This window comes from Pontibacter lucknowensis, from assembly GCF_900156415.1.
GTDB lineage: Bacteria > Bacteroidota > Bacteroidia > Cytophagales > Hymenobacteraceae > Pontibacter > Pontibacter lucknowensis.
In genome coordinates this window covers 1,322,453-1,341,464 of sequence record NZ_FTNM01000001.1, presented here as the reverse complement: position 1 = coordinate 1,341,464, position 19,012 = coordinate 1,322,453, and the positions used below count along the sequence as shown (strand labels likewise).

Genomic DNA, 19,012 nt, shown 5'->3' with positions numbered 1-19,012 from the left:
GAATAAACATCCCGTTTTTGTCGTTTTCTACAAATAAACCAAACCGGATTACCGAATATACTATATATCCAGTAAACTATACTTTTCTTTCCTATTGTCTTCCGCAAAACTCTCCCTTCATAATTCACCCATTTTTCCGAACTTTGCTTAACTCATAACTATAACCTCTTAAGTAATTTCTCCCTTGTCTACCACGCACAAAGAATACCTGCTGCAGTCGGAGCCGAACAAGTTCAGCCTAGATAATCTGCGGGCGGGCGAGATGATCGTGAACATGGGGCCGCAGCACCCGAGCACGCACGGTGTCCTGCGCCTCGAGGTAGTCACAGACGGGGAGATCATTACCAATGTAGCGCCACACATCGGCTACCTGCACCGCTGCTTCGAAAAGCACGCCGAGAGTATGGCCTACAACCAGACCATCCCCTACGTGGACCGCATGGATTACCTGGCTGCCATGAACTCGGAGCATGTGTGGTGCATGGGCGTCGAGAAGCTGTTGGGTATAACCGACCAGATTCCGAAGCGGGTAGAGTACATCCGGGTGCTGGTAACGGAGCTCAACCGGCTGGCCTCGCACTTTTTGGCCATCGGTACCTACGCCATCGACATCGGGGCTTTCACACCATTTCTGTGGCTGCTGCGCGACCGGGAACACATCCAGCGCCTGCTGGAGTGGACCTCTGGAGCCCGCATGCTTTACAACTACATTTGGGTAGGTGGCCTGTACTATGACCTGCCTATCGGCTTTGAAGAGCGCTGCCGTGAGTTTATCAACTACCTACAGCCCAAGCTCGACGAACTCGATACCATCCTGCTAACTAATAAGATTTTCATTGACCGCACTGCCAATGTAGGTGTGCTGCCACTGGATGTGGCCATTAACTACGGCTGCTCCGGCCCGATGCTGCGTGGCTCTGGCTTGCGCCACGACCTACGTCGCGTCGATGGGTATAGCGTATACCCGGAACTGGAATTTGAAGTACCGATCGGTGAAGGCATCATGGGCAGTACTGGCGACTGCTGGGATCGCAACTACGTGCGGGCGCTCGAGTGCCGCGAGTCAGTCAAAATCATCAGCCAGTGCCTTGATGCGCTGCTCGGCGAGCACAAGCGCACCCCGGACTTTGATCCGCAGGCGGCTTGCCCCAAGAAGATGCGTATGACCGGCACACAGGAACTTTACTTCCGGGGCGAAACACCTCGTGGCGAGCTGGGCTACTTTTTCCGCACCACCGACCGAAGCGACGTACCTTTCCGCTGCCATGGCCGCTCTCCCTGCTTTGTGAACCTGTCTGTACTACCCGAAATAAGCCGCGGCTGCATGGTAGCCGACCTGATTGCTATTGTGGGCTCCGTGGATATCGTGCTGGGCGAAGTGGACAGGTAAACTACTTGCTGCTTCGGGCTGAAGTACATGCTACGGCGTGCTATGTACCCCCTTCTTAAAACTCATGCTACTCTTAATCGTTAAAAATTAGAGAGGCGTTGATTTATGCACTTCTGAATACCAGATGTATTTCCTATAGCAAGTATATGAGATTAAACCAGCTATTCACTGTACACTTACTTTGGCTCACAATCCTGCTAGGTCCTACCGTGGCAACTGCCCAGGTAAAACCTTCCAAAAAGCCCGGTCCTGATACGCTCCGGTCTATCTCCGTAGACCCACGTTTCTTCGTACCGCCTGGCGACACGGTACTCCCCGGTCAGAAAAAGCCTTTCACAGAGTCACAGCGACTGGAGGGTGACAACAAGCGTTACCTCAAGCGAGCCGTTATACCTGCCGTCGCGCTGATCGGTGCCGGTATCTATACCATGGGAGGAGATGGTATCCTGAACAGCGATGATGTCTTTAACTACCGGCACAGAGTATTCCCTAAGTTTGCAACCAACGCCGATGATTTTGCCATGCTGGCCCCTTTGGTAGGCCTCTATGGCTTCAACATTATTTCGTCTCAGAACAGGCACGAACTCGGGCGCCAAACGCTGCTGCTCCTTTCTTCCGGAGCATTGGCATCGGCTATCGTATGGCCCACCAAGAAACTTACTGACAGAGACAGACCTAACGGTAAGCCCTATGCCTTCCCCTCGGGTCACACGGCCTATGCGTTCACAATCGCCACTTTTATGGACAAGGAGTTTCGGCACAAGAGCCCTTGGGTAAGTGTGGTGAGCTATGGTATAGCTGGTGGTACCGGTGTGCTGCGTGTGCTGAACGATGCCCACTGGCTATCTGATGTACTGGCCGGTGCAGGTGTGGGCATTATATCCGTCAACACGGTCTACTGGGTACAGGCCAAACTCACCAAGGGTGGCGGTCTGAACACGGCCATGTACCCTACTGTGCTGCCAAATGGGCAAATGGGCATGGCCATGTCCGTGACTTTCTAAACATTCATCCTGTACATCAGGTATAGTTTGGCGTCTCTCTGTCTATGGGGAGGCGTCAATTCTTTTTATATTTACTGCATGCCAACACTCCGACTGCTCCTGCTACTGCAACTTCTGCTCTGTACCGTCACCTCCCTGGCGCAGGTATACAATGTGCAGGGCACCGTACGCGATGCCAACACCCGGGAGCGGCTTCCATTTGTGAGCATCGTAGTCAATGGAGGCGAAACAGGCACCACCTCAAACCTGGATGGCCAGTACCAGCTCCGGCACAACCGCCCCATCACCAGTCTGCGTTTCAGTTATGTGGGCTATAACCCGCAAACGGTACCGGTTGATTCGCTGTCACAGCTCGATATTCTCCTTCGCCCTTCAGCAGCCCAACTGCGGGAAGTCGTGATCCGGTCAGGTATAAACCCGGCGCACCGCATCATACAGCTGGCCAACCAGAACCGTGACCGCCACCGCCTCGAAAACATTCCGGCTTATACCTACCGCACCTATAACAAGTTTATCCTGACTGCCAACGCACCGGATGATCTCGACCTGCGCGATACGCTGCGCCTGGCAGAGCAGGACTCTTCTTTTTTGCGCATGCGTAACCTACTGACCAGGCAACACCTCTTCCTGATGGAGAGCATCACCGATTATGCGCAGCTAGGCAAGAACCTTTCAAAGGAAACCATCCTGGCAACCCGGGTGTCAGGGCTGCAGCAGCCTAGCTTTGGCGTTGTGGCCGCTGAGGCACGGGAGTTTTCAGTGTATGATGACATGCCGGTGTTCTTCGGGAAGCGCTACCTGAGCCCCCTGAGCAATGGCAGCACCAAGCGCTATGACTTTGTGCTCCAGGAAACGGCTGTGGTGGGAGCGGACACTGTTTTTATCATCTCCTATGCACCCCAACCCGGCAAGAACTTCAACGGCCTCAAAGGTCTGCTCTACATCAACAGCGATGGCTGGGCTGTGCAGAACGTGCTAGCCGAGTCGCACGCGGATGACAAACGGGGCTTGAAGCTGCAGCAGCAATTTGTGAAAGTCGATAACCGGCAGTGGTTTCCTGCGGAGCTGGATGTAGAGATTACCGTGCAGCAGATCTACATGCGGGGGCACCAGCCGTACGGGCACATCCGCACTTACATCACCAACGTAAACCTGGGCCCACCCCTGCGCCGGAGCGATTTTGGGGTAATTGCCCTGGAGCAGCGCCCGGATGCCTGGCGACAGCCGGAGCAACTCTGGCAGCAGTATCGCCCTGATTCGCTCTCCTCAAAAGAGCAGACCACTTACCAGCGCCTCGACAGTGTGGGGCAGGCGCAAAAGCTGGACCGCACCATCCGCACCATGGAGTATCTGATGGCCAAGCAGCTCCCCATCGGTCCTATTAGTCTGGACATGAACCGCTTGCTTAAGGTGAGTCGGTTTGAAGGCCTCCGGCTAGGTATAGGCGCCCATACCAACAGCCTGCTTTCAGAGCGCTTCACGGTGGGTGGCTACTGGGGCTACGGCCTGCGCGACATGGAGCACAAATATGGGGCTGATGCGGCCGTTAAACTGCACAAACCTTCTGAACTCACGCTTTCAGTTGCTTATGCTGAAGACGTAGAAGAGCCAGGAGGCCGTCGCATACCTTTCCGGGAACGTAGTCTGCTCAGCGACCTGCGTCCTGTTTTGTTGCCAAATCTGGACTATACCACCCAACGGAGCGCCGGTTTGAGTGGGCGTATGCTGCGCTATGTACAGTGGCAGGCAGGTATACGGCAGGAGCAGCGCCGGCCTACTTTACCACTTTTCACGCCCGAGTCAGGTATAGCCGCGCCGGAATTCAACCTGGCCGAAGCGAGGGCAGGCTTGCGCTTTGCCTATGGCGAGCAGTACATGCAGCTCTTCAACCGCACAATGCCCATGCCAAGCCGCTATCCTGTGCTCTGGCTGCAATACACCAAAGGCATTGATGCCCTTGAAAGTGACGGTTACACCTACAACAAGTTCGATTTGCGTGCTGAAGGATCCTTCCGGCAGCGTAGCCTCGGCGAGACCAGTTTTGTGCTGGCAGGCGGTTTCGTGCAGGGCGATGCCCCTTTTGTGACCCTATACAATGGCTATGGCAGCTATAGCTCCAGCTACAATGTGTATGCCGGCGAGGGCTTTGAGACGATGCGCCCTTACGAGTTCTTTTCTGATCGCTACGTAGCCCTGTTCCTGCGTCAGGACTTGGGCAAGCGCCTGCTCAACACCAAACTCTTCAAGCCAGACTTGGTGCTCGTGCAGAACATGGGCATTGGCGACCTGCGCCAGTCTATACCTGATTTGGAGCCGCTCGAGTACAGCAACATGCGCAAAGGCTTTTTTGAATCAGGTTTGATGCTCAACAATATCATCAGCTCTGCCTTCTCGGGTGTCGGGGTAGGCGCTTTTTACCGCTACGGCCCTTACGCCCTCCCTCAGGCTAAGGATAACCTGAAGCTGAAGCTCACAGCGACGCTGGCATTTTGATATTAAAAGCTTTGTTAGCTTTAAGCCTGCTTTCCGACGCTATACCTGTCGGCCTTCGCTGCTCACCTCACAAAGGTGTGCCGTCAGGTATAGGAACATAAAATGCGTACAACTATCTACTGATTCAGAAGTATAAAAATAACGTATGAAAATCCTATCCGCTCAACAAACCCGTGAAGCTGATGCACAGACCATCAGCGAGGAAGGTATTGCTTCAGATGAATTGATGGAACGGGCAGCAAGGGCTTTTGCAGGCTGGCTGGAAAACAAGTTTACGCCGGAGCGCCCTGTCTGTATCTTCTGCGGCCCCGGCAACAATGGCGGCGATGGCCTGGTAGTGGCCCGCCTGCTACACCAGCGCCTCTATGATGTGCAGCTATACCTGGTTAACGATGGCCAGGAGACATCCCGGGATTTTCAGATCAACCTGGAGCGACTGCCGCACGAGGTACCACCACACCACATTACGAGAAAAGATGACCTGCCTACCATACCTGACAAAGCCTGTGTGATCGATGCCCTGTTCGGTACCGGTCTTTCCAGACCTGTTACCGGACTTTATGCTGATGTGATCAAGTGGCTCAATAAGCATAGTAACTGCACTGTTGCTATCGATATACCTTCAGGTTTGTACACCGATAAGCAGACACCATCCGAGGGAGCCATCGTACAGGCAGATTATACAGTGAGCTTTGAGTTGCCGAAACTCGCTTTTTTTCTGCCACAGCATGAGCAGTACGTGGGAGAATGGCACACTGTACCCATTGGTTTGAGCCCGTCGTACCTGGCAGAGGCTAGCTCGAACTTCCACTACATCATACAAAAAGAGATTCAGCAGCTGATAAAGCCACGTACCAGGTTTTCGCACAAAGGTACCTACGGACATGCCCTGCTGCTTTGCGGAGGTTATGGCAAAATAGGAGCGGCTGTGCTCGCGGCCAGGGCTTGCCTGCGTAGCGGAGTAGGCTTGCTCACTGTACAGGCTCCCGCTATTGGTTATGACGTTCTGCAGACGGCCGTGCCCGAAGCCATGCTTATCCCTGACAACAACCGCAAGCACCTGTCCAGGCTGCCGGAGTCCATGGAGAAGTTTAATGCCGTAGGTATAGGTCCGGGTATAGGGACTGAGCGTGTCACCAAAACCATGCTGGGCCAACTACTGGCTACCACTGATCTGCCCCTGGTCATCGACGCTGACGCCATCAACCTGATCGCCAGCAGCGACAAACTCAAGGCGCAGCTTCCAAAAGAGAAGGTCATCTTCACGCCGCACCCCAAAGAGTTTGAGCGCCTTGTCTGCAAAAGCAACAATGAATATGAAAGGCTGGAGGAGCTGCGGGAATTCTGCCGGGTATACCAATGCTATATGGTGCTCAAAGGAAGCCATTCGGCCATTGCCACGCCTGAAGGAGACATTTACTTCAACACTTCAGGCAACGCAGGTATGGCCACAGGTGGTACAGGCGATGTGCTGACCGGCATTCTGACAGCCCTGGTAGCGCAGGGCTATACCCTGAAGGAGGCTTGCCTGCTGGGCGTATACCTGCACGGGCTGGCCGGTGATCTGGCCAAGGGAACGGTAGGAGAGATCGCTATGATCGCCTCCGATGTCATACAGCATTTGCCACAAGCCTATCAGCACCTGAGCCGCTCTTAGCTCACAGCCAGGTATACGAAGGCAAAATGTACCAGCATGGCACCATCGGCTAATAAGGCATAGTAGATTCGGGGCTTTTCTTCCGAGGCATTCCACACGATCAGTCCGGCTACCAGAGCAGCACTCATTAAGCTGATCAAGATTGCTCCTTGCTCAGTCAACAGTACCAGCAGCAGATATAGCAGGAGGAGCCCGAGGGACAAATACCGCGTATAGTGCTCCCCTAGCAAACCTGGAAAGGTGAGGGTGCGGGTGCGGCGGTCGTAGGTATAGTCGCGGATGTCGAACAGCAAGGCCAGCGCCAGTATAAACAGGAAGCGCCGTAGCCATATAAGTATTACCTGGCTGCCCAACTGCACAGCAGCATCGATCAGAGGAAACAGCACCGTAACGGCAGACCAGACCAGAGCGATCAAGAACACCTTCAGCAGCGGCACGCTCCGGAAAGGCTTTATCCGGTTACTCCCCAACGGCACAGTATAACCTATTGAGATAAGTGCCAGCGTCAGCACAAACCACAGGTTGATCCGGAGTTGGTACATGAAGAACAGGACTACCGCCCCTGCTAAACTAAGCAATGCCAGCATGGTCAATTCCCGCTGATGCCGTATGCTCCAGGATTGCCCCGCTATACTTGTCCCCCACCCGCGCCAGGTGCGCTGCAGGCTGCTGGTGTTGTAGGTGAAGAGCGTTGCCAGAAACACAAAGCCCGCCATTGGGAGTGATACTTCATTACCTGTCAGCAGATAGGTTTCTACTGTCAACCCGAAAGCGCAGAGTGAAATGAACACACTGCTGTAGAGAAAGGCTTCTATACCTGCTCTAAGCCAACTTGCCAGTGGCTGTTGGCGCCTTATCCCGCTGTGTTCTTTTTCTGGCATTCTTCTCTGCAAGTTCGCAATTCAGGTACGGCTTTCAAATGCTGAACGGCTGTAAATAAAAAAGCCTGACACAGGTTTTATCCCACATCAGGCTTTACAGGAAAAGTAAAAGTCTAGATTGTGCTCTTTGGTGCAGCTTCACCGAAGGTAGCGTCATACAGTCTGATGCTTTCTTTGATGATCTCGTAAGCTGGCTCGCGGCCCAGGAACTGCTCCACGATCACTTCTTTGTGCTCCAGCTTCTTGTAGTCTTCAAAGAAACGGCGCATCTCCAGCAGAGTGTGTGGAGGAAGCTCAGAAATATCGTTGATGTGACGCACAGACATATCGTTATTAGCCACAGCGATGATCTTGTCGTCTTCTTCGTTGTTATCGATCATACGCATCACACCGATCACCTTCGCATCGATCAGGCACATGGGCACTACGTCAAGCGAACAGATCACCAGGATATCAAGCGGGTCTTTATCGTCGCAGTAAGTTTTAGGTATAAAGCCGTAGTTGGCTGGGTAGTTCACCGAAGAGAAAAGTACGCGGTCCAGTTTCAGCATACCACTTTCCTTGTCCAGCTCGTACTTTGCTTTCGAACCTTTCGGGATTTCAATAATAGCAGTAACGACTGCCGGGGCCTCTTCACCATAGCTCACACTATGCCATGGGTTATTTTTTTCTAAATTCTCCATCATATATTCTTTCTTAAAAGCTGTCGTCTACTTCGTCCCGACAGGTATTGTTACTTCATAAATTCTTGTAAGGGGCGCCCCACACTGCCATTTGGCTCCTGTATGTATAGCCATGAGGCAATCGTAGGGGCGATATCCGCTACCGCTGTTTCAACTGAGCTTTCGCCCGGCTTTACTTTCCAGCCGTACCATACCAGCGGCACGTGGGTGTCATAGTTACTGTAAGAACCGTGCGTAGTGCCTTTCTGCGGACCGCTGCCATAGCCTTCAAACCAACCTGGCTGTAGTACTACGATCACGTCGCCGGAGCGCTGTGCATTGTAGCCGCTCTCCAGGCGTGACATCATACCGCCAGCCCAGCCAGCACGCTGTATGGCTTCGCCTGTTATAGCTCTCGCCACACCATCAAAACGCATCACATAGTTGGCCGCCGCCTCCTGTACTTCTATTCTTGTCAGCTTTTTGCCTTCTATTGTCTTACGGTCCAGGTATACCTGCTGGTTAGTGTAGCGTTCCACCCAGCGGCCTTTGCCAAACAGTTTGGTCAGGTGCTGCTCCAAAGAATCGCGCATGATACCGGAAGTAGCTATACCCGCCGGGATATTAAGCGACTCCATGTAAGCCGGCACATGGGCTGCTCCGTGGTCTGCTGTCAGGAAAATCAGGACGTTGTCTTTGCCTATTTCATTTTCAAGCAGGTTAATCAGTTCTTCTATTTCGCGGTCGAGGCGCAGGTATACATCCTGCACTTCAATGGAATTAGGGCCAAAGGAGTGACCGGTATAGTCAGGTGTGGAGTAGCTCAGCGCCAGGAAATCGGTGAAATTGCCTTTGCCTAAGTTCTCGCCACGTAAGGCTGCCTTGGCAAACTCGGTTGTCAATGTATTGCCTGCAGGTATAGAACGGATCAGCTCGTAATCCTTGCCACGAATGGCCGGGATGTTATGCGGGAACACCGGTCTTTCTTCACCTGGCAATGCACGCTCCCAGTCCATATCATCTGCTGTGCTCTCGGTGTACTGCTCTATTGGCAGCAGTGTGTTCCATACCTCACTCAAGAGCTTATCCGGATGCTTTTGATTATTAAACTCCTGTACCCAGTTAGGCAGGGCATCCGCATAGAAGGTACTTGTAATCCAGTTGCCGGAAGGAGAGTCAAACCAGTAAGCTCCATTTGCGGTATGGCCAGCCGGTAGAATCGATCCTCTGTCTTTCAGCGCTACACCGATTACCTTTGACTGCATGTTGTTTGATAGTCGCAATTCGTCGGTTATGGTGGTGGTCAACAGATTTCGAGGTGACATCAGTCCAGCATCAGACGTACTGCCAACTGTTTTCACGCTCCTGTCTTCCACGCAGTACATGGATTTACCTGTTGTTCTATCATACCAGGAGTTTCCAATAATGCCGTTAAGGGCGGGTACGCTGCCGGTATATACCGAAGCATGGCCTGGCCCCGTGTAAGTGGGCACATAACTGTACTGGTTGTTCTTGAAGTTAAAGCCCTGCCTTACCAGTCTTTTGAAACCGCCTTCGCTGTACTTGTCCCAGTAGCGGTACAGAAAATCGTAGCGCATCTGGTCCACCACAATACCTACGATCAGTTTTGGGCGGCCTTCGACGCCTATCACAGGTTGGTTTCCCTGCTCCCTTGCTACGCTTGGGCTGTTAGTTGTCGTGCAAGCCTGCACAGCAATTAATAGTACTGCTGCAACTAATGTCTGTATGCCGGATTTAAAACCGCTTAACTTCATGTGTATGTTGTTGAGTTTCTCAAATATAGGGAACACTTTCCATCTAATCGGCTAGCATACATTCCTGTACTCGATGTTTTAACAAAAATATAACACACTGTATTATATCCCCAAAAAAAGAACGCCCACCTGGTGTGATGGGCGTTGCTTCAATATTTGGTATTTGCTTTTATTTTGCTGCAAGCGCCTCTGCACCACCCACGATCTCGAGAATCTCTTTGGTGATGGCCGCCTGACGCGTCCTGTTGTAAGTAAGCTTCAGCTCTTTCAGCAGTTCGCCTGCGTTTTCCGTTGCTTTGTCCATGGCAGTCATACGGGCGCCATGTTCTGAAGCGTTTGACTCCAACACCGCTTTGTATACCTGTATCTTAAGCGACTTAGGGATAAGCTCCTCAATGATCTGCTCTTTAGACGGCTCAAAGGTATAATCAGATACCATGCTGCTGGCGGTTTCCTCTACTGGCTTGTCTTCAATAGGCAGAAACTGCTCGTTACGTACGATCTGAGTCGCTACGTTTTTGAACTCGTTATAAATGATGTCTACCTGATCAAACTCACGTGCCACAAAACCATCCATGGCACGTTCCGCGGCAAGGCGTACGGTGTCAAAAGAAAGGTTTGCGAAAGTGCCGGTGAAGTCACCAATCACTTTGTAACCACGCTTGCTCAATGCTTCAGCACCTTTACGGCCAATCGTCAGGAAAGTAAGGTTACCTGACTCCAGTTGGTTACGGTATTTGCCTTGGGCCAGTGTATTGGCTGCCTTGATGATGTTTGAGTTAAAAGCGCCAGCCAAACCACGGTCAGATGTTACCACGATTACAAGTACTCTGTTTGCCTCACGCTTTTCAGAGTAAATGTTCGATACAGAGCCTTCCGTCAGCTGAGAAAGATTGGTCAGGATGCCGCTCAAACGCTGCGCATAAGGGCGCATACGTAGGATGTTGTCCTGAGCACGTCTCAACTTGGCAGCCGCCACCATTTTCATGGCCTTGGTGATCTGCTGTGTTGACTGTACCGATGTGATGCGGCTTCTAACCTCTTTTAAACTTGCCATATTATGTATGTTATGAGCATAAAGTTAGAGACCGCCTTTATCAGCAGTCTCTAACTCATAACCAACTATTACTTTTTGTAACGGGCAGAAAGCTCTCTGGCTACCTGCTTGATAACACCTGTTGTCTCGTCGTCCAGCTTACCAGCCAGCAGCGCGTTCAGTGTGTCCTGATGCTGAGCACGCATGGTGCGCAGGAAGTCTTTCTCGAAAGTTCTAACTTCAGATACAGGCACGTTGTCCAACAGACCATTCGTTGCGCAGTAGATGATGGCTACCTGCTCAGAAACTGATACTGGAGAGAACTGTGGCTGCTTCAGGATCTCGAGGTTACGACGACCACGCTCAATTGTCAGCTTAGTCGCAGCATCCAGGTCAGAACCGAATTTCGCAAACGCTTCCAGTTCACGGAACTGCGCCTGATCCAGCTTCAACGTACCAGATACTTTCTTCATCGCCTTGATCTGAGCGTTACCACCCACACGCGATACTGAGATACCTACGTTGATCGCAGGACGGATACCTGAGTTGAACAGGTTGGTCTCGAGGAAGATCTGACCGTCAGTGATCGAAATTACGTTTGTTGGGATATAGGCAGAAACGTCACCAGCCTGTGTTTCGATGATTGGAAGAGCAGTCAATGAACCACCACCTTTCACGAGGTGCTTGATAGACTCTGGCAAGTCGTTCATGTTACGAGCGATCTCATCAGATGCGTTCACCTTAGCGGCACGCTCCAGAAGGCGCGAGTGCAGGTAGAATACGTCACCAGGATAAGCTTCACGCCCTGGAGGACGACGAAGAAGCAGAGACACTTCGCGGTAAGCAACGGCCTGCTTGGAAAGGTCGTCATAAACAACCAGTGCAGGACGGCCGGTATCGCGGAAGAACTCACCTATGGCAGCACCAGTAAATGGAGCAAAGAACTGCATTGGAGCCGGATCAGAAGCAGAAGCCGAAACTACCACTGTGTAATCCATTGCGCCACCTTCAGTCAGTGACTTTACTACCTGTGCTACTGTAGATGCTTTCTGACCTACGGCTACATATATACAGAATACAGGCTGTCCTTTTTCGAAGAACTCGCGCTGGTTCAGGATCGTGTCAATCGCAACGGCAGACTTACCTGTCTGACGGTCACCGATGATCAACTCACGCTGGCCACGGCCGATTGGAATCATGGAGTCGATCGCCTTGATACCAGTCTGCATTGGCTCGTTTACTGGCTGACGGAATACCACACCAGGTGCTTTACGCTCCAGTGGCATTTCGTACAGGTCACCAGCAATCGGACCTCTACCGTCGATTGGCTGGCCCAGTGTGTTTACCACACGGCCGATGATGCCATCACCTACTTTTACAGAGGCGATACGGTTCGTTCTTCTTACAGTGGCACCCTCTTTGATTTCGCTGTAGTCGCCAAGCATTACGGCACCTACGTTGTCTTCTTCCAGGTTCAGAACAAGCGCCTGAAGTCCGTTCTCAAACTCTAATAGCTCACCAGACTGTGCTTTGGAAAGGCCATAGATACGAGCGACACCGTCACCCACTTGCAGTACTGTACCTACTTCTTCCAATTCTGCCTCAGAACGGAAGCCAGATAGCTGCTCTCTTAGTATGGCTGATACTTCGTCAGGTCTTACTTCTGCCATGATTATAATTTATTGATATAGGGGTTGTCTTTAAATTTATTTCTCAGCTTGTTCAGGTTATACTTCACAGAGCTGTCAATCTGCTGATCGCCAACACGGAGCACGAAGCCACCGATCAAGGACGGATCAATTTTTTCTTCTAATTCTACGCGCTGGCCGGTCTGGGCTACCAGACGCTTACCTAGTTCGTTGCGCAGTTCTTCTGTCAATGGCACCGCTGTGGTTACGCTGGCAGTTGTAATGCCTTTGTACACATTGTACTGACTCACGAACTCCGACGCGATAAACTCCAGCACTGACTCACGGCCTTTGCGGGCCACAATGCTGAAGAAAGCCAGGGTCAGGTCATTTACCTTGCCTTTGAACAGTGCATTGATCACTGCCAGCTTCTTGTCTGATTTCACAACCGGGTTGCGCATCAGGAGTCTCAGATCTCTGCTCTGGTCAAGCACTTTGGCGAACATATCCATGTCCTCCTTCACTTGCTCCAGAACACCTTTCTCCTGTGCCAGTTCAATCAGTGACTTTGCGTATCTCGAAGCAACTCTTATTTCTGACATATTGCTTTATTATGGCCTTCGCACTTAAATAGTGACAGGGCTATGTGATACGATTAGTTAAGCGTTACTTCGTTGATATAATCTTTAGCCAGCTCTTGCTGTGCCTGTGGGTTGCTCAGTTCTTTGCGCAGGATACGCTCAGCGATATCCACAGAAAGAGCAGCAGCCATGTTCTTCACTTCTGTGATAGCGGCACGCTTCTCATTCTCGATAGACTCACGGGCTTGTGCGATCATGCGTGAACCTTCTTCGTTTGCCTTCTGTCTTGCAGTTTCCACTAGGGCGTTACCAGCATCAGAAGCTTCTTTCAGGATCTTGTCACGCTCCATACGGGCTTCAGCCAGCAGTTTTTCGTTCTCTGCCTTCAGACCCTGCATCTCCAGCTTTGCTTTTTCAGCAGCGCTCAGTGCATTTTCAATAGAAGTCTCACGCTCGTGCAGGGCGTTCATGATCGGCTTCCAGGCGAACTTGGAAAGCAGGAACAGCACGATGATAAACGTCACCGTCTGCCAGAAAATTAAACCTATACCTGGGGTTACTAATTCCATTGTGTATGAATTTGAATAATTAGGTTCTAATCAGTTCACCGGTTCTACACCGGCATTGCTTTTAACTATTTAACTATTTTGGACCTCTCCGTCCGGACCATGCGTCCGGACGAGAGACCAATTACAAAGGATATTAGCCTTTGAAAGAGATTAGCAAGCAAACTACCACACCGAACAGTGCAACACCTTCGATAAGGGCAGCCGCGATAATCATAGCAGTCTGGATCTTACCACCAGCTTCTGGCTGACGCGCGATAGACTCCATGGCTGAACCACCGATTCTACCGATACCCAAACCAGCGCCAAGGGCAACCAGACCAGCACCGATACCGGCACCCATGATAGCCAAACCGAAATCGGTTGTAGCTGCTACTGCTTGAAGCAAAATTGCTAACATAATTATAGTTATATATAGTTAAAAAATAAAAAACAGATTAATGATGCGCACCATCTCCATGACCGTGGTCACCTACATGGTCATGCTCTTCCACTGCGCCACCGAAATACATCGCTGACAGCAGCGTGAAGATATACGCTTGAAGCAATGCCACGAACAGCTCAAGGAAGTTCATGAAAGTAGCAAACGCCACACTCAAAGGACCTACTGCAATGCTCTGGAAAATAAAGATCAAGCTAAACAGCGACAGGATGATAATGTGACCTGCCGTGATGTTGGCAAAAAGACGAACCATCAGGGAGAATGGCTTGGTAATGATACCAATCAATTCAACCGGGATCATGATCGGAGCCAGCCACACAGGAACACCTGGTGTAGCGAAGATGTGCTTCCAGTAGTTTTTGTTGCCGCTAAATACGGTGATCAAAAGTGTCAGTGTAGCCAGTACCAGTGTAACTGCGATGTTACCAGTCAAGTTAGCGCCACCTGGCATCAAACCAAGCAGGTTGTTGAACCAGATAAAGAAGAAAACTGTCAGCAGGTATGGCATGTAGCGCTCATACTTCGGACCGATGTTCGCCTTGGCAATCTCGTCACGGATAAAGATGATGATTGGCTCAAAGAAAGACTGAATGCCTCTTGGCGCTTTGCCGTTGTTTTTCTTATAGCTTCCAGCGATTGTGAAGAAAACTGCAAAAAGCAGGGCCACACTAAGGAAAAGAGAAGCAACGTTCTTTGTAATAGATATGTCAATCAGAGAAGACTGGTCCGCGGCTGGCTGTCCGTTGGCATCAGCACGATAGATGTGACCATGACTCACCATGTAACCTTCATAAGGCACCAACTCGTGATTCTCGTCATAGAAGTTACTTGATGAAAACACCTTTGGTGTACCGTTATCGATCAGGATAACAGGAAGGTAGAGCGTTACACCATCGGCAAAATGCCAGTTGTAATCATCCGCGATGTGATGGGTGATCATATCGCCTGGCTTGAACTCGCCGCCTTCAACCGGAGCCTCTGCAGAAGCAGTGATCGTCAGGAAGGAAAACAGTAAAATAAATAACTTCTTCATTAAGAGAGATTTAGAAGCAAATTTAAAATCCGCAAATGCTATTCTTAGTTTTGCTTTTTCAATTGCGGTGCGAAGTTAGTTATTAAGCTGTAGATTTCAAACCCGGTAAATAGAAAATATAAGGCAAAGAAGTTGAAAACGAACTGCAGCTCATTTTCAGAGTACATGAACACATAAATAAAAATAACCGCTATACTGAGGATCATCCGGAAACCCATCGAGCCAAAGTAATACAACTGAAAGTTATCGGGGTCGTAGCCAACGCCCAGTCGCGACACATAAAAGGCCAGCGCCGTAACTACCACCATAAAGCCTAATATAAACCAGATCAGTGGGTGCAATAGCGCCGTGCCGGTATAAAAGGAGAGCAAGCCAATACCGATGCTCACGACACCAGTAAAAATGAGGAGGTTTTTGAAGAATTTCACTGCTTTACTTTTTACTTAATGAGATAATTACCAATACCATAGAGGCTACTACGGCCACTACGAGCAGCACAATCGTCATCCAGGGGTTCTCGTTGCCCATGTAGTCGTCCAGCTTGGAGCCTGCCCAGGCGGCCAGCACCATCGCCCCGATCATCTGAAAGGCCAGCCCCGAGTACTTCAGGTACGATTTAAACGATTCTTCGCCCTTTGGCTTTTGATCATCTGCCTGTGACATGCGCTGCTTTGTTTTTCAAGGATTTGTAAAATTACGCTTTTTTCATGGGCTTCTCTGCAAATCAGTTTTATTTCGCCAGCTTTTTAAGGTGCCTCAAATGCCTTCTGAGGGCTGAAACCATTTCTTATTTTCTATAGTTCAATACCGGGCTTCAGGCTTTATCCACAGCCCCTTACATAATTGGCATATTATTGTATTTTTGTAGATGGCTTGAGGCTTAAGCCTCATCCTGGCCCAGATACTTTCAGGTATAGCCAGGCCGTTATAATGGAATAGGCGGCCGGACTGCCTTATATATGCTGCACACGATCGATACTTTGAGCAAAAACCCATCATATATTCTCTTCTTGCTGTCCTGCCTTATACTGGCTGGCTGTTCTGCTGAGCGCAATAATCCGCTCAGTAAGGCCTATCATAACACAACAGCCCGCTACAATGGCTATTTTCTGGCTAAAGAGAAACTCGAGGCGATTGAAAAGAGCATACAGGACCAGACCGTGTATGATTACAACCGCCCACTGCCCATCTTCCCGCCCATCGACTCCGCTACTTATAAAGCACACGCCGCCGACCTGGAGGATGTGATCAAAAAGGCCTCTTTCCCGATCCAATACCACCCGAACAGCAAATGGATCGACGACAGCTACCTGGTCATCGGCAAGGTGCGCTTTTACGAGCTTAATTTCCCGGAGGCCGCACAGACCTTCCGCTATGTAAACTCCACAGGCAAAGACCGCCACGTTAAACACGAGGCGCTGGTATGGCTGATGCGTGCTTTCCTGAAGCTTGGTGAGACGGACAATGCCTGGCAGGTGTCAGAATTTCTGCGCAAAGAGCGCTTGAACCGTGACAATGCCCGCGAGCTATACCTGGCCCGCGCTGAGTACCACCTGATGCAGGGCGATACCGCCGCCGTGATCGAGAACCTGGACCTGTCCCTGCCGAACTTCACGGAGCGGGATGACCAGTCGCGCGTACGTTTCTCACTGGCACGCCTCTACCAGGACCGTGGCCAAAGCAAGGAAGCCTACCAGCAGTACAGCCGTATTCTGCGTCGCAATCCGCCTTACGACCTAGGCTTCTTCAGCCGTCTATACCTGGGCCAGGTATCGGAACTGGACGATGCGCAAGACCTGAACCGCATCGCTGGCTACTATCAGAAAATGCTGCGCGACGAGAAGAACACCGAGTACCGCGATAAGATCTACTACGAAATGGCCGTGTTCGAGCGTCGCCAGCAACACTACGACAAAGCGCTGCAGAACATTGAGCAATCTCTGAAAACTCCGGGCTCTATACCTAACCAGAAAGCCTATACCTACCTGCTGGCTGGTCAGATCTATTTTGAGAACCTGAACAAATATGACCTGGCTCAGGCTTACTATGATAGTGCCGTGCAGGTATACCCGCAACAGGCTATAGAATATGAGCAAGTACTCGAGCGCCGCAATGTGCTGGCAGATTTCACGAAGCAGTATAACACGATACAGTTACAGGACAGCCTGCAGCAGTTAGCCGCAATGAGCGAAGGTGAACGCCTGGCCTTTGTGCAAAACATAGTGCAGCAGGAAGAGGAAATGCGACAGCAGGAGCAGGCTCGCCAGTTGGAACAGGATAAGCAACGCAAAGCCCGACGGGCTCAGGAGCAGCAGGCAGCCGTAACAGTCGGAGGCCGCAATAATCCCAATGCAGCCTTAGGCGCCGGCAATACAGGAGGTGTATTTTATTTCGATAACCCGGCGGCGATGGCTACTGCCCGCTCTGAATTCGTAAGGCGCTGGGGCGACCGACCGTTGCAGGACAACTGGCGACTCCTGAGCCGTGGCGAAATAGAAGGTGGCCAGGATGAAGCCGTTGCAATGGAGGCCCCTGTTGAATCCGCAGCAGAAGCTGAAACAGAAGAAAGTCGTTCTGCCCGCCTGCAGACGCAGGTGGAAACATATTTGCAGAATATCCCGACCACGACACTGGCCATACAGCAGTCAGAGAAACTGCTGGAGGATGCCATGTTCCGCCTGGCCAACATCTACTCACAAAAGCTCAACTCACCTGATCAGGCCACTGCTACCTATGAGAAGTTCCTGCAACGCTTCCCGCAATCCGAACATGCAGCCGAGGCGCACTACAGCCTATACCTGATCTACAGTCGGGCAGGCAGCGAACAGAAGGAAACTTATTACGCTAAGATCAAGCAGCAATACCCCAACACAATCTATGCGAAGCTGGTAGACGACCCGAACTACATGAGCCAGAACGCACTTGACAACATCAAGGCACATGCGCTCTATGATTCTGCTTATGCACAATACGAACTAGGCGAATACCAGCAGGCAACTACCCTGCTCAAAGAACTGAGCCAGGTATACCCGCTCAACGACATACCTGATAAAGTGGCTTTCCTGCATGTCATGATCACCGCACGCTCCGAAAGGCCCGAATTGCTGCAACAGCAGCTGCTGGCATTTAAGCAGCAGCACCCATCCAGTCCGCTAACCCCGCGTGCCGACGAGTTGCTTAAGCGCTACCAGGACCTGGAGAGCAAGCAACAGCTCCGCCAGGAAGCTCCCGCTCCCCCTACAGCACAGCTAACCGACGAGCGCACACCGGAGCAGCGGGTCAACAACAGCATCGCACTGGCATCTGCACGTGAGCGCAATGCGGCCCTGCAACAGCAGCGTCCCGCCACGGCGCTTCCTATACCAGATACCACGGCAACCAACCGGCCTGACACGACAGCCACTACTCAGGTTGGCACGCCTTTGGATGTAGCTGCAGTAGCACAGGATACAGCAACGGCTCAGGCTCCAGCGGTACAGCCACCAGCCGCTGATCCGCTGGCTTATACCAATGCTCCCGATTCGGCATATTATTTTGTGATGCTATACCCGACAGAGCATGCTGCTTTTAAAGATATTGAGGCAAAATATGAGAAGTATAACAACACCTATTTCCGTAATCAGAAGCTAATGCTGGACCAGCAGCCTTTCGACGTCAACAGAGGTGTACTGCTATTGCGCGCCTTTCCTAACATGAAAGAGGCGCAGGCTTATAACATCAAACAAAAAGCACCTCAATCCCCGATTGGCAAGATTAGAGGCGTAGAATTCATTACCTTTGCAATATCATCCGACAACTGGCAGAAGTTGCTTCAGAAGAAGGATGTAGAAGAATATCTGAATTACTTCAGAACGAATAATTAAC

Annotated in this window: 16 protein-coding genes; 5 read left to right on the top strand and 11 right to left on the bottom strand. The window is 51.1% G+C overall.

Annotation, left to right across the window (positions count from 1 at the left end; all coding sequences use genetic code 11):
- Nucleotides 1–184 precede the first annotated feature (184 nt).
- The 4 genes from BW972_RS05925 to BW972_RS05910 all read left to right on the top strand — a co-directional run bounded on the left by BW972_RS05925 (nucleotide 185) and on the right by BW972_RS05910 (nucleotide 6,544).
- On the top strand, nucleotides 185–1,390 hold the full coding sequence (locus tag BW972_RS05925; protein WP_007653318.1) for an NADH-quinone oxidoreductase subunit D: 1,206 nt from the start codon (nucleotides 185–187) through the stop codon (nucleotides 1,388–1,390).
- A 146-nt stretch (nucleotides 1,391–1,536) separates the two neighbouring features.
- The gene (locus BW972_RS05920; RefSeq protein ID WP_076421417.1) at nucleotides 1,537–2,394 is read left to right on the top strand and encodes a phosphatase PAP2 family protein; all 858 of its coding nucleotides are present in this window, start codon (nucleotides 1,537–1,539) and stop codon (nucleotides 2,392–2,394) included.
- A gap of 78 nt (nucleotides 2,395–2,472) precedes the next feature.
- Nucleotides 2,473–4,887 carry a DUF5686 and carboxypeptidase-like regulatory domain-containing protein gene (locus tag BW972_RS05915; RefSeq protein ID WP_076421416.1) on the top strand — a complete coding sequence of 805 codons (2,415 nt, stop codon included), beginning with the start codon at nucleotides 2,473–2,475 and terminating at the stop codon, nucleotides 4,885–4,887.
- Nucleotides 4,888–5,032: 145 nt separating this feature from the next.
- A complete protein-coding gene (locus BW972_RS05910; protein WP_076421415.1) occupies nucleotides 5,033–6,544 on the top strand; it encodes a bifunctional ADP-dependent NAD(P)H-hydrate dehydratase/NAD(P)H-hydrate epimerase in 1,512 nt (503 codons plus the stop codon).
- On the opposite strand, the gene BW972_RS05905 is transcribed toward BW972_RS05910, so the two are convergent.
- From BW972_RS05905 to BW972_RS05855, 11 genes are all read right to left on the bottom strand, one after another.
- The gene (locus BW972_RS05905) at nucleotides 6,541–7,425 is read right to left on the bottom strand and encodes a UbiA prenyltransferase family protein (protein ID WP_007653326.1); all 885 of its coding nucleotides are present in this window, start codon (nucleotides 7,423–7,425) and stop codon (nucleotides 6,541–6,543) included. The genes BW972_RS05910 and BW972_RS05905 overlap by 4 nt on opposite strands.
- Nucleotides 7,426–7,538: 113 nt before the next feature.
- Nucleotides 7,539–8,111 (bottom strand): inorganic diphosphatase, encoded by a 573-nt coding sequence (locus tag BW972_RS05900; RefSeq protein ID WP_007653328.1) that lies wholly within the window; start codon nucleotides 8,109–8,111, stop codon nucleotides 7,539–7,541.
- 47 nt (nucleotides 8,112–8,158) lie between these two features.
- Nucleotides 8,159–9,862, bottom strand: a complete 1,704-nt coding sequence (gene pafA, locus BW972_RS05895) for an alkaline phosphatase PafA (protein WP_076421414.1) — start codon at nucleotides 9,860–9,862, stop codon at nucleotides 8,159–8,161.
- 169 nt (nucleotides 9,863–10,031) lie between these two features.
- Nucleotides 10,032–10,919 carry an ATP synthase F1 subunit gamma gene (gene atpG / locus BW972_RS05890; protein WP_076421413.1) on the bottom strand — a complete coding sequence of 296 codons (888 nt, stop codon included), beginning with the start codon at nucleotides 10,917–10,919 and terminating at the stop codon, nucleotides 10,032–10,034.
- A 68-nt stretch (nucleotides 10,920–10,987) separates the two neighbouring features.
- Nucleotides 10,988–12,568, bottom strand: coding sequence for a F0F1 ATP synthase subunit alpha (gene atpA / locus BW972_RS05885; RefSeq protein ID WP_007653339.1), 1,581 nt, complete (start codon nucleotides 12,566–12,568; stop codon nucleotides 10,988–10,990).
- 2 nt (nucleotides 12,569–12,570) lie between these two features.
- On the bottom strand, nucleotides 12,571–13,128 hold the full coding sequence (atpH, locus tag BW972_RS05880) for an ATP synthase F1 subunit delta (protein WP_076421412.1): 558 nt from the start codon (nucleotides 13,126–13,128) through the stop codon (nucleotides 12,571–12,573).
- A 53-nt stretch (nucleotides 13,129–13,181) separates the two neighbouring features.
- Nucleotides 13,182–13,676 (bottom strand): F0F1 ATP synthase subunit B, encoded by a 495-nt coding sequence (locus BW972_RS05875; RefSeq protein ID WP_007653343.1) that lies wholly within the window; start codon nucleotides 13,674–13,676, stop codon nucleotides 13,182–13,184.
- A 133-nt stretch (nucleotides 13,677–13,809) separates the two neighbouring features.
- Nucleotides 13,810–14,073 (bottom strand): ATP synthase F0 subunit C, encoded by a 264-nt coding sequence (atpE, locus tag BW972_RS05870; protein WP_007653345.1) that lies wholly within the window; start codon nucleotides 14,071–14,073, stop codon nucleotides 13,810–13,812.
- 37 nt (nucleotides 14,074–14,110) lie between these two features.
- On the bottom strand, nucleotides 14,111–15,148 hold the full coding sequence (gene atpB, locus BW972_RS05865) for a F0F1 ATP synthase subunit A (protein WP_007653346.1): 1,038 nt from the start codon (nucleotides 15,146–15,148) through the stop codon (nucleotides 14,111–14,113).
- Between the two features lie 44 nt (nucleotides 15,149–15,192).
- A complete protein-coding gene (locus BW972_RS05860) occupies nucleotides 15,193–15,576 on the bottom strand; it encodes a hypothetical protein (RefSeq protein WP_007653347.1) in 384 nt (127 codons plus the stop codon).
- A gap of 4 nt (nucleotides 15,577–15,580) precedes the next feature.
- Entirely contained in the window at nucleotides 15,581–15,811 is a 231-nt protein-coding gene (locus BW972_RS05855) for an AtpZ/AtpI family protein (protein ID WP_007653348.1), read from the bottom strand.
- Between the two features lie 296 nt (nucleotides 15,812–16,107).
- Here BW972_RS05855 and porW point away from each other — a divergent pair, with 296 nt between their 5' ends.
- On the top strand, nucleotides 16,108–19,011 hold the full coding sequence (gene porW / locus BW972_RS05850; RefSeq protein WP_076421411.1) for a type IX secretion system periplasmic lipoprotein PorW/SprE: 2,904 nt from the start codon (nucleotides 16,108–16,110) through the stop codon (nucleotides 19,009–19,011).
- Nucleotide 19,012: the final 1 nt, after the last annotated feature.

Excerpts from the sequence above, each read along its gene's own strand:
- BW972_RS05920 (WP_076421417.1), top strand. The coding sequence starts at position 1,537 with ATGAGATTAAACCAGCTATTCACTGTACACTTACTTTGGCTCACAATC.
- BW972_RS05915 (WP_076421416.1), top strand. The coding sequence starts at position 2,473 with ATGCCAACACTCCGACTGCTCCTGCTACTGCAACTTCTGCTCTGTACC.
- BW972_RS05910 (WP_076421415.1), top strand. The coding sequence starts at position 5,033 with ATGAAAATCCTATCCGCTCAACAAACCCGTGAAGCTGATGCACAGACC.
- BW972_RS05905 (WP_007653326.1), bottom strand. The coding sequence starts at position 7,425 with ATGCCAGAAAAAGAACACAGCGGGATAAGGCGCCAACAGCCACTGGCA.
- BW972_RS05900 (WP_007653328.1), bottom strand. The coding sequence starts at position 8,111 with ATGATGGAGAATTTAGAAAAAAATAACCCATGGCATAGTGTGAGCTAT.
- pafA (WP_076421414.1), bottom strand. The coding sequence starts at position 9,862 with ATGAAGTTAAGCGGTTTTAAATCCGGCATACAGACATTAGTTGCAGCA.
- atpG (WP_076421413.1), bottom strand. The coding sequence starts at position 10,919 with ATGGCAAGTTTAAAAGAGGTTAGAAGCCGCATCACATCGGTACAGTCA.
- atpA (WP_007653339.1), bottom strand. The coding sequence starts at position 12,568 with ATGGCAGAAGTAAGACCTGACGAAGTATCAGCCATACTAAGAGAGCAG.
- atpH (WP_076421412.1), bottom strand. The coding sequence starts at position 13,128 with ATGTCAGAAATAAGAGTTGCTTCGAGATACGCAAAGTCACTGATTGAA.
- BW972_RS05875 (WP_007653343.1), bottom strand. The coding sequence starts at position 13,676 with ATGGAATTAGTAACCCCAGGTATAGGTTTAATTTTCTGGCAGACGGTG.
- atpE (WP_007653345.1), bottom strand. The coding sequence starts at position 14,073 with ATGTTAGCAATTTTGCTTCAAGCAGTAGCAGCTACAACCGATTTCGGT.
- atpB (WP_007653346.1), bottom strand. The coding sequence starts at position 15,148 with ATGAAGAAGTTATTTATTTTACTGTTTTCCTTCCTGACGATCACTGCT.
- BW972_RS05855 (WP_007653348.1), bottom strand. The coding sequence starts at position 15,811 with ATGTCACAGGCAGATGATCAAAAGCCAAAGGGCGAAGAATCGTTTAAA.
- porW (WP_076421411.1), top strand. The coding sequence starts at position 16,108 with ATGCTGCACACGATCGATACTTTGAGCAAAAACCCATCATATATTCTC.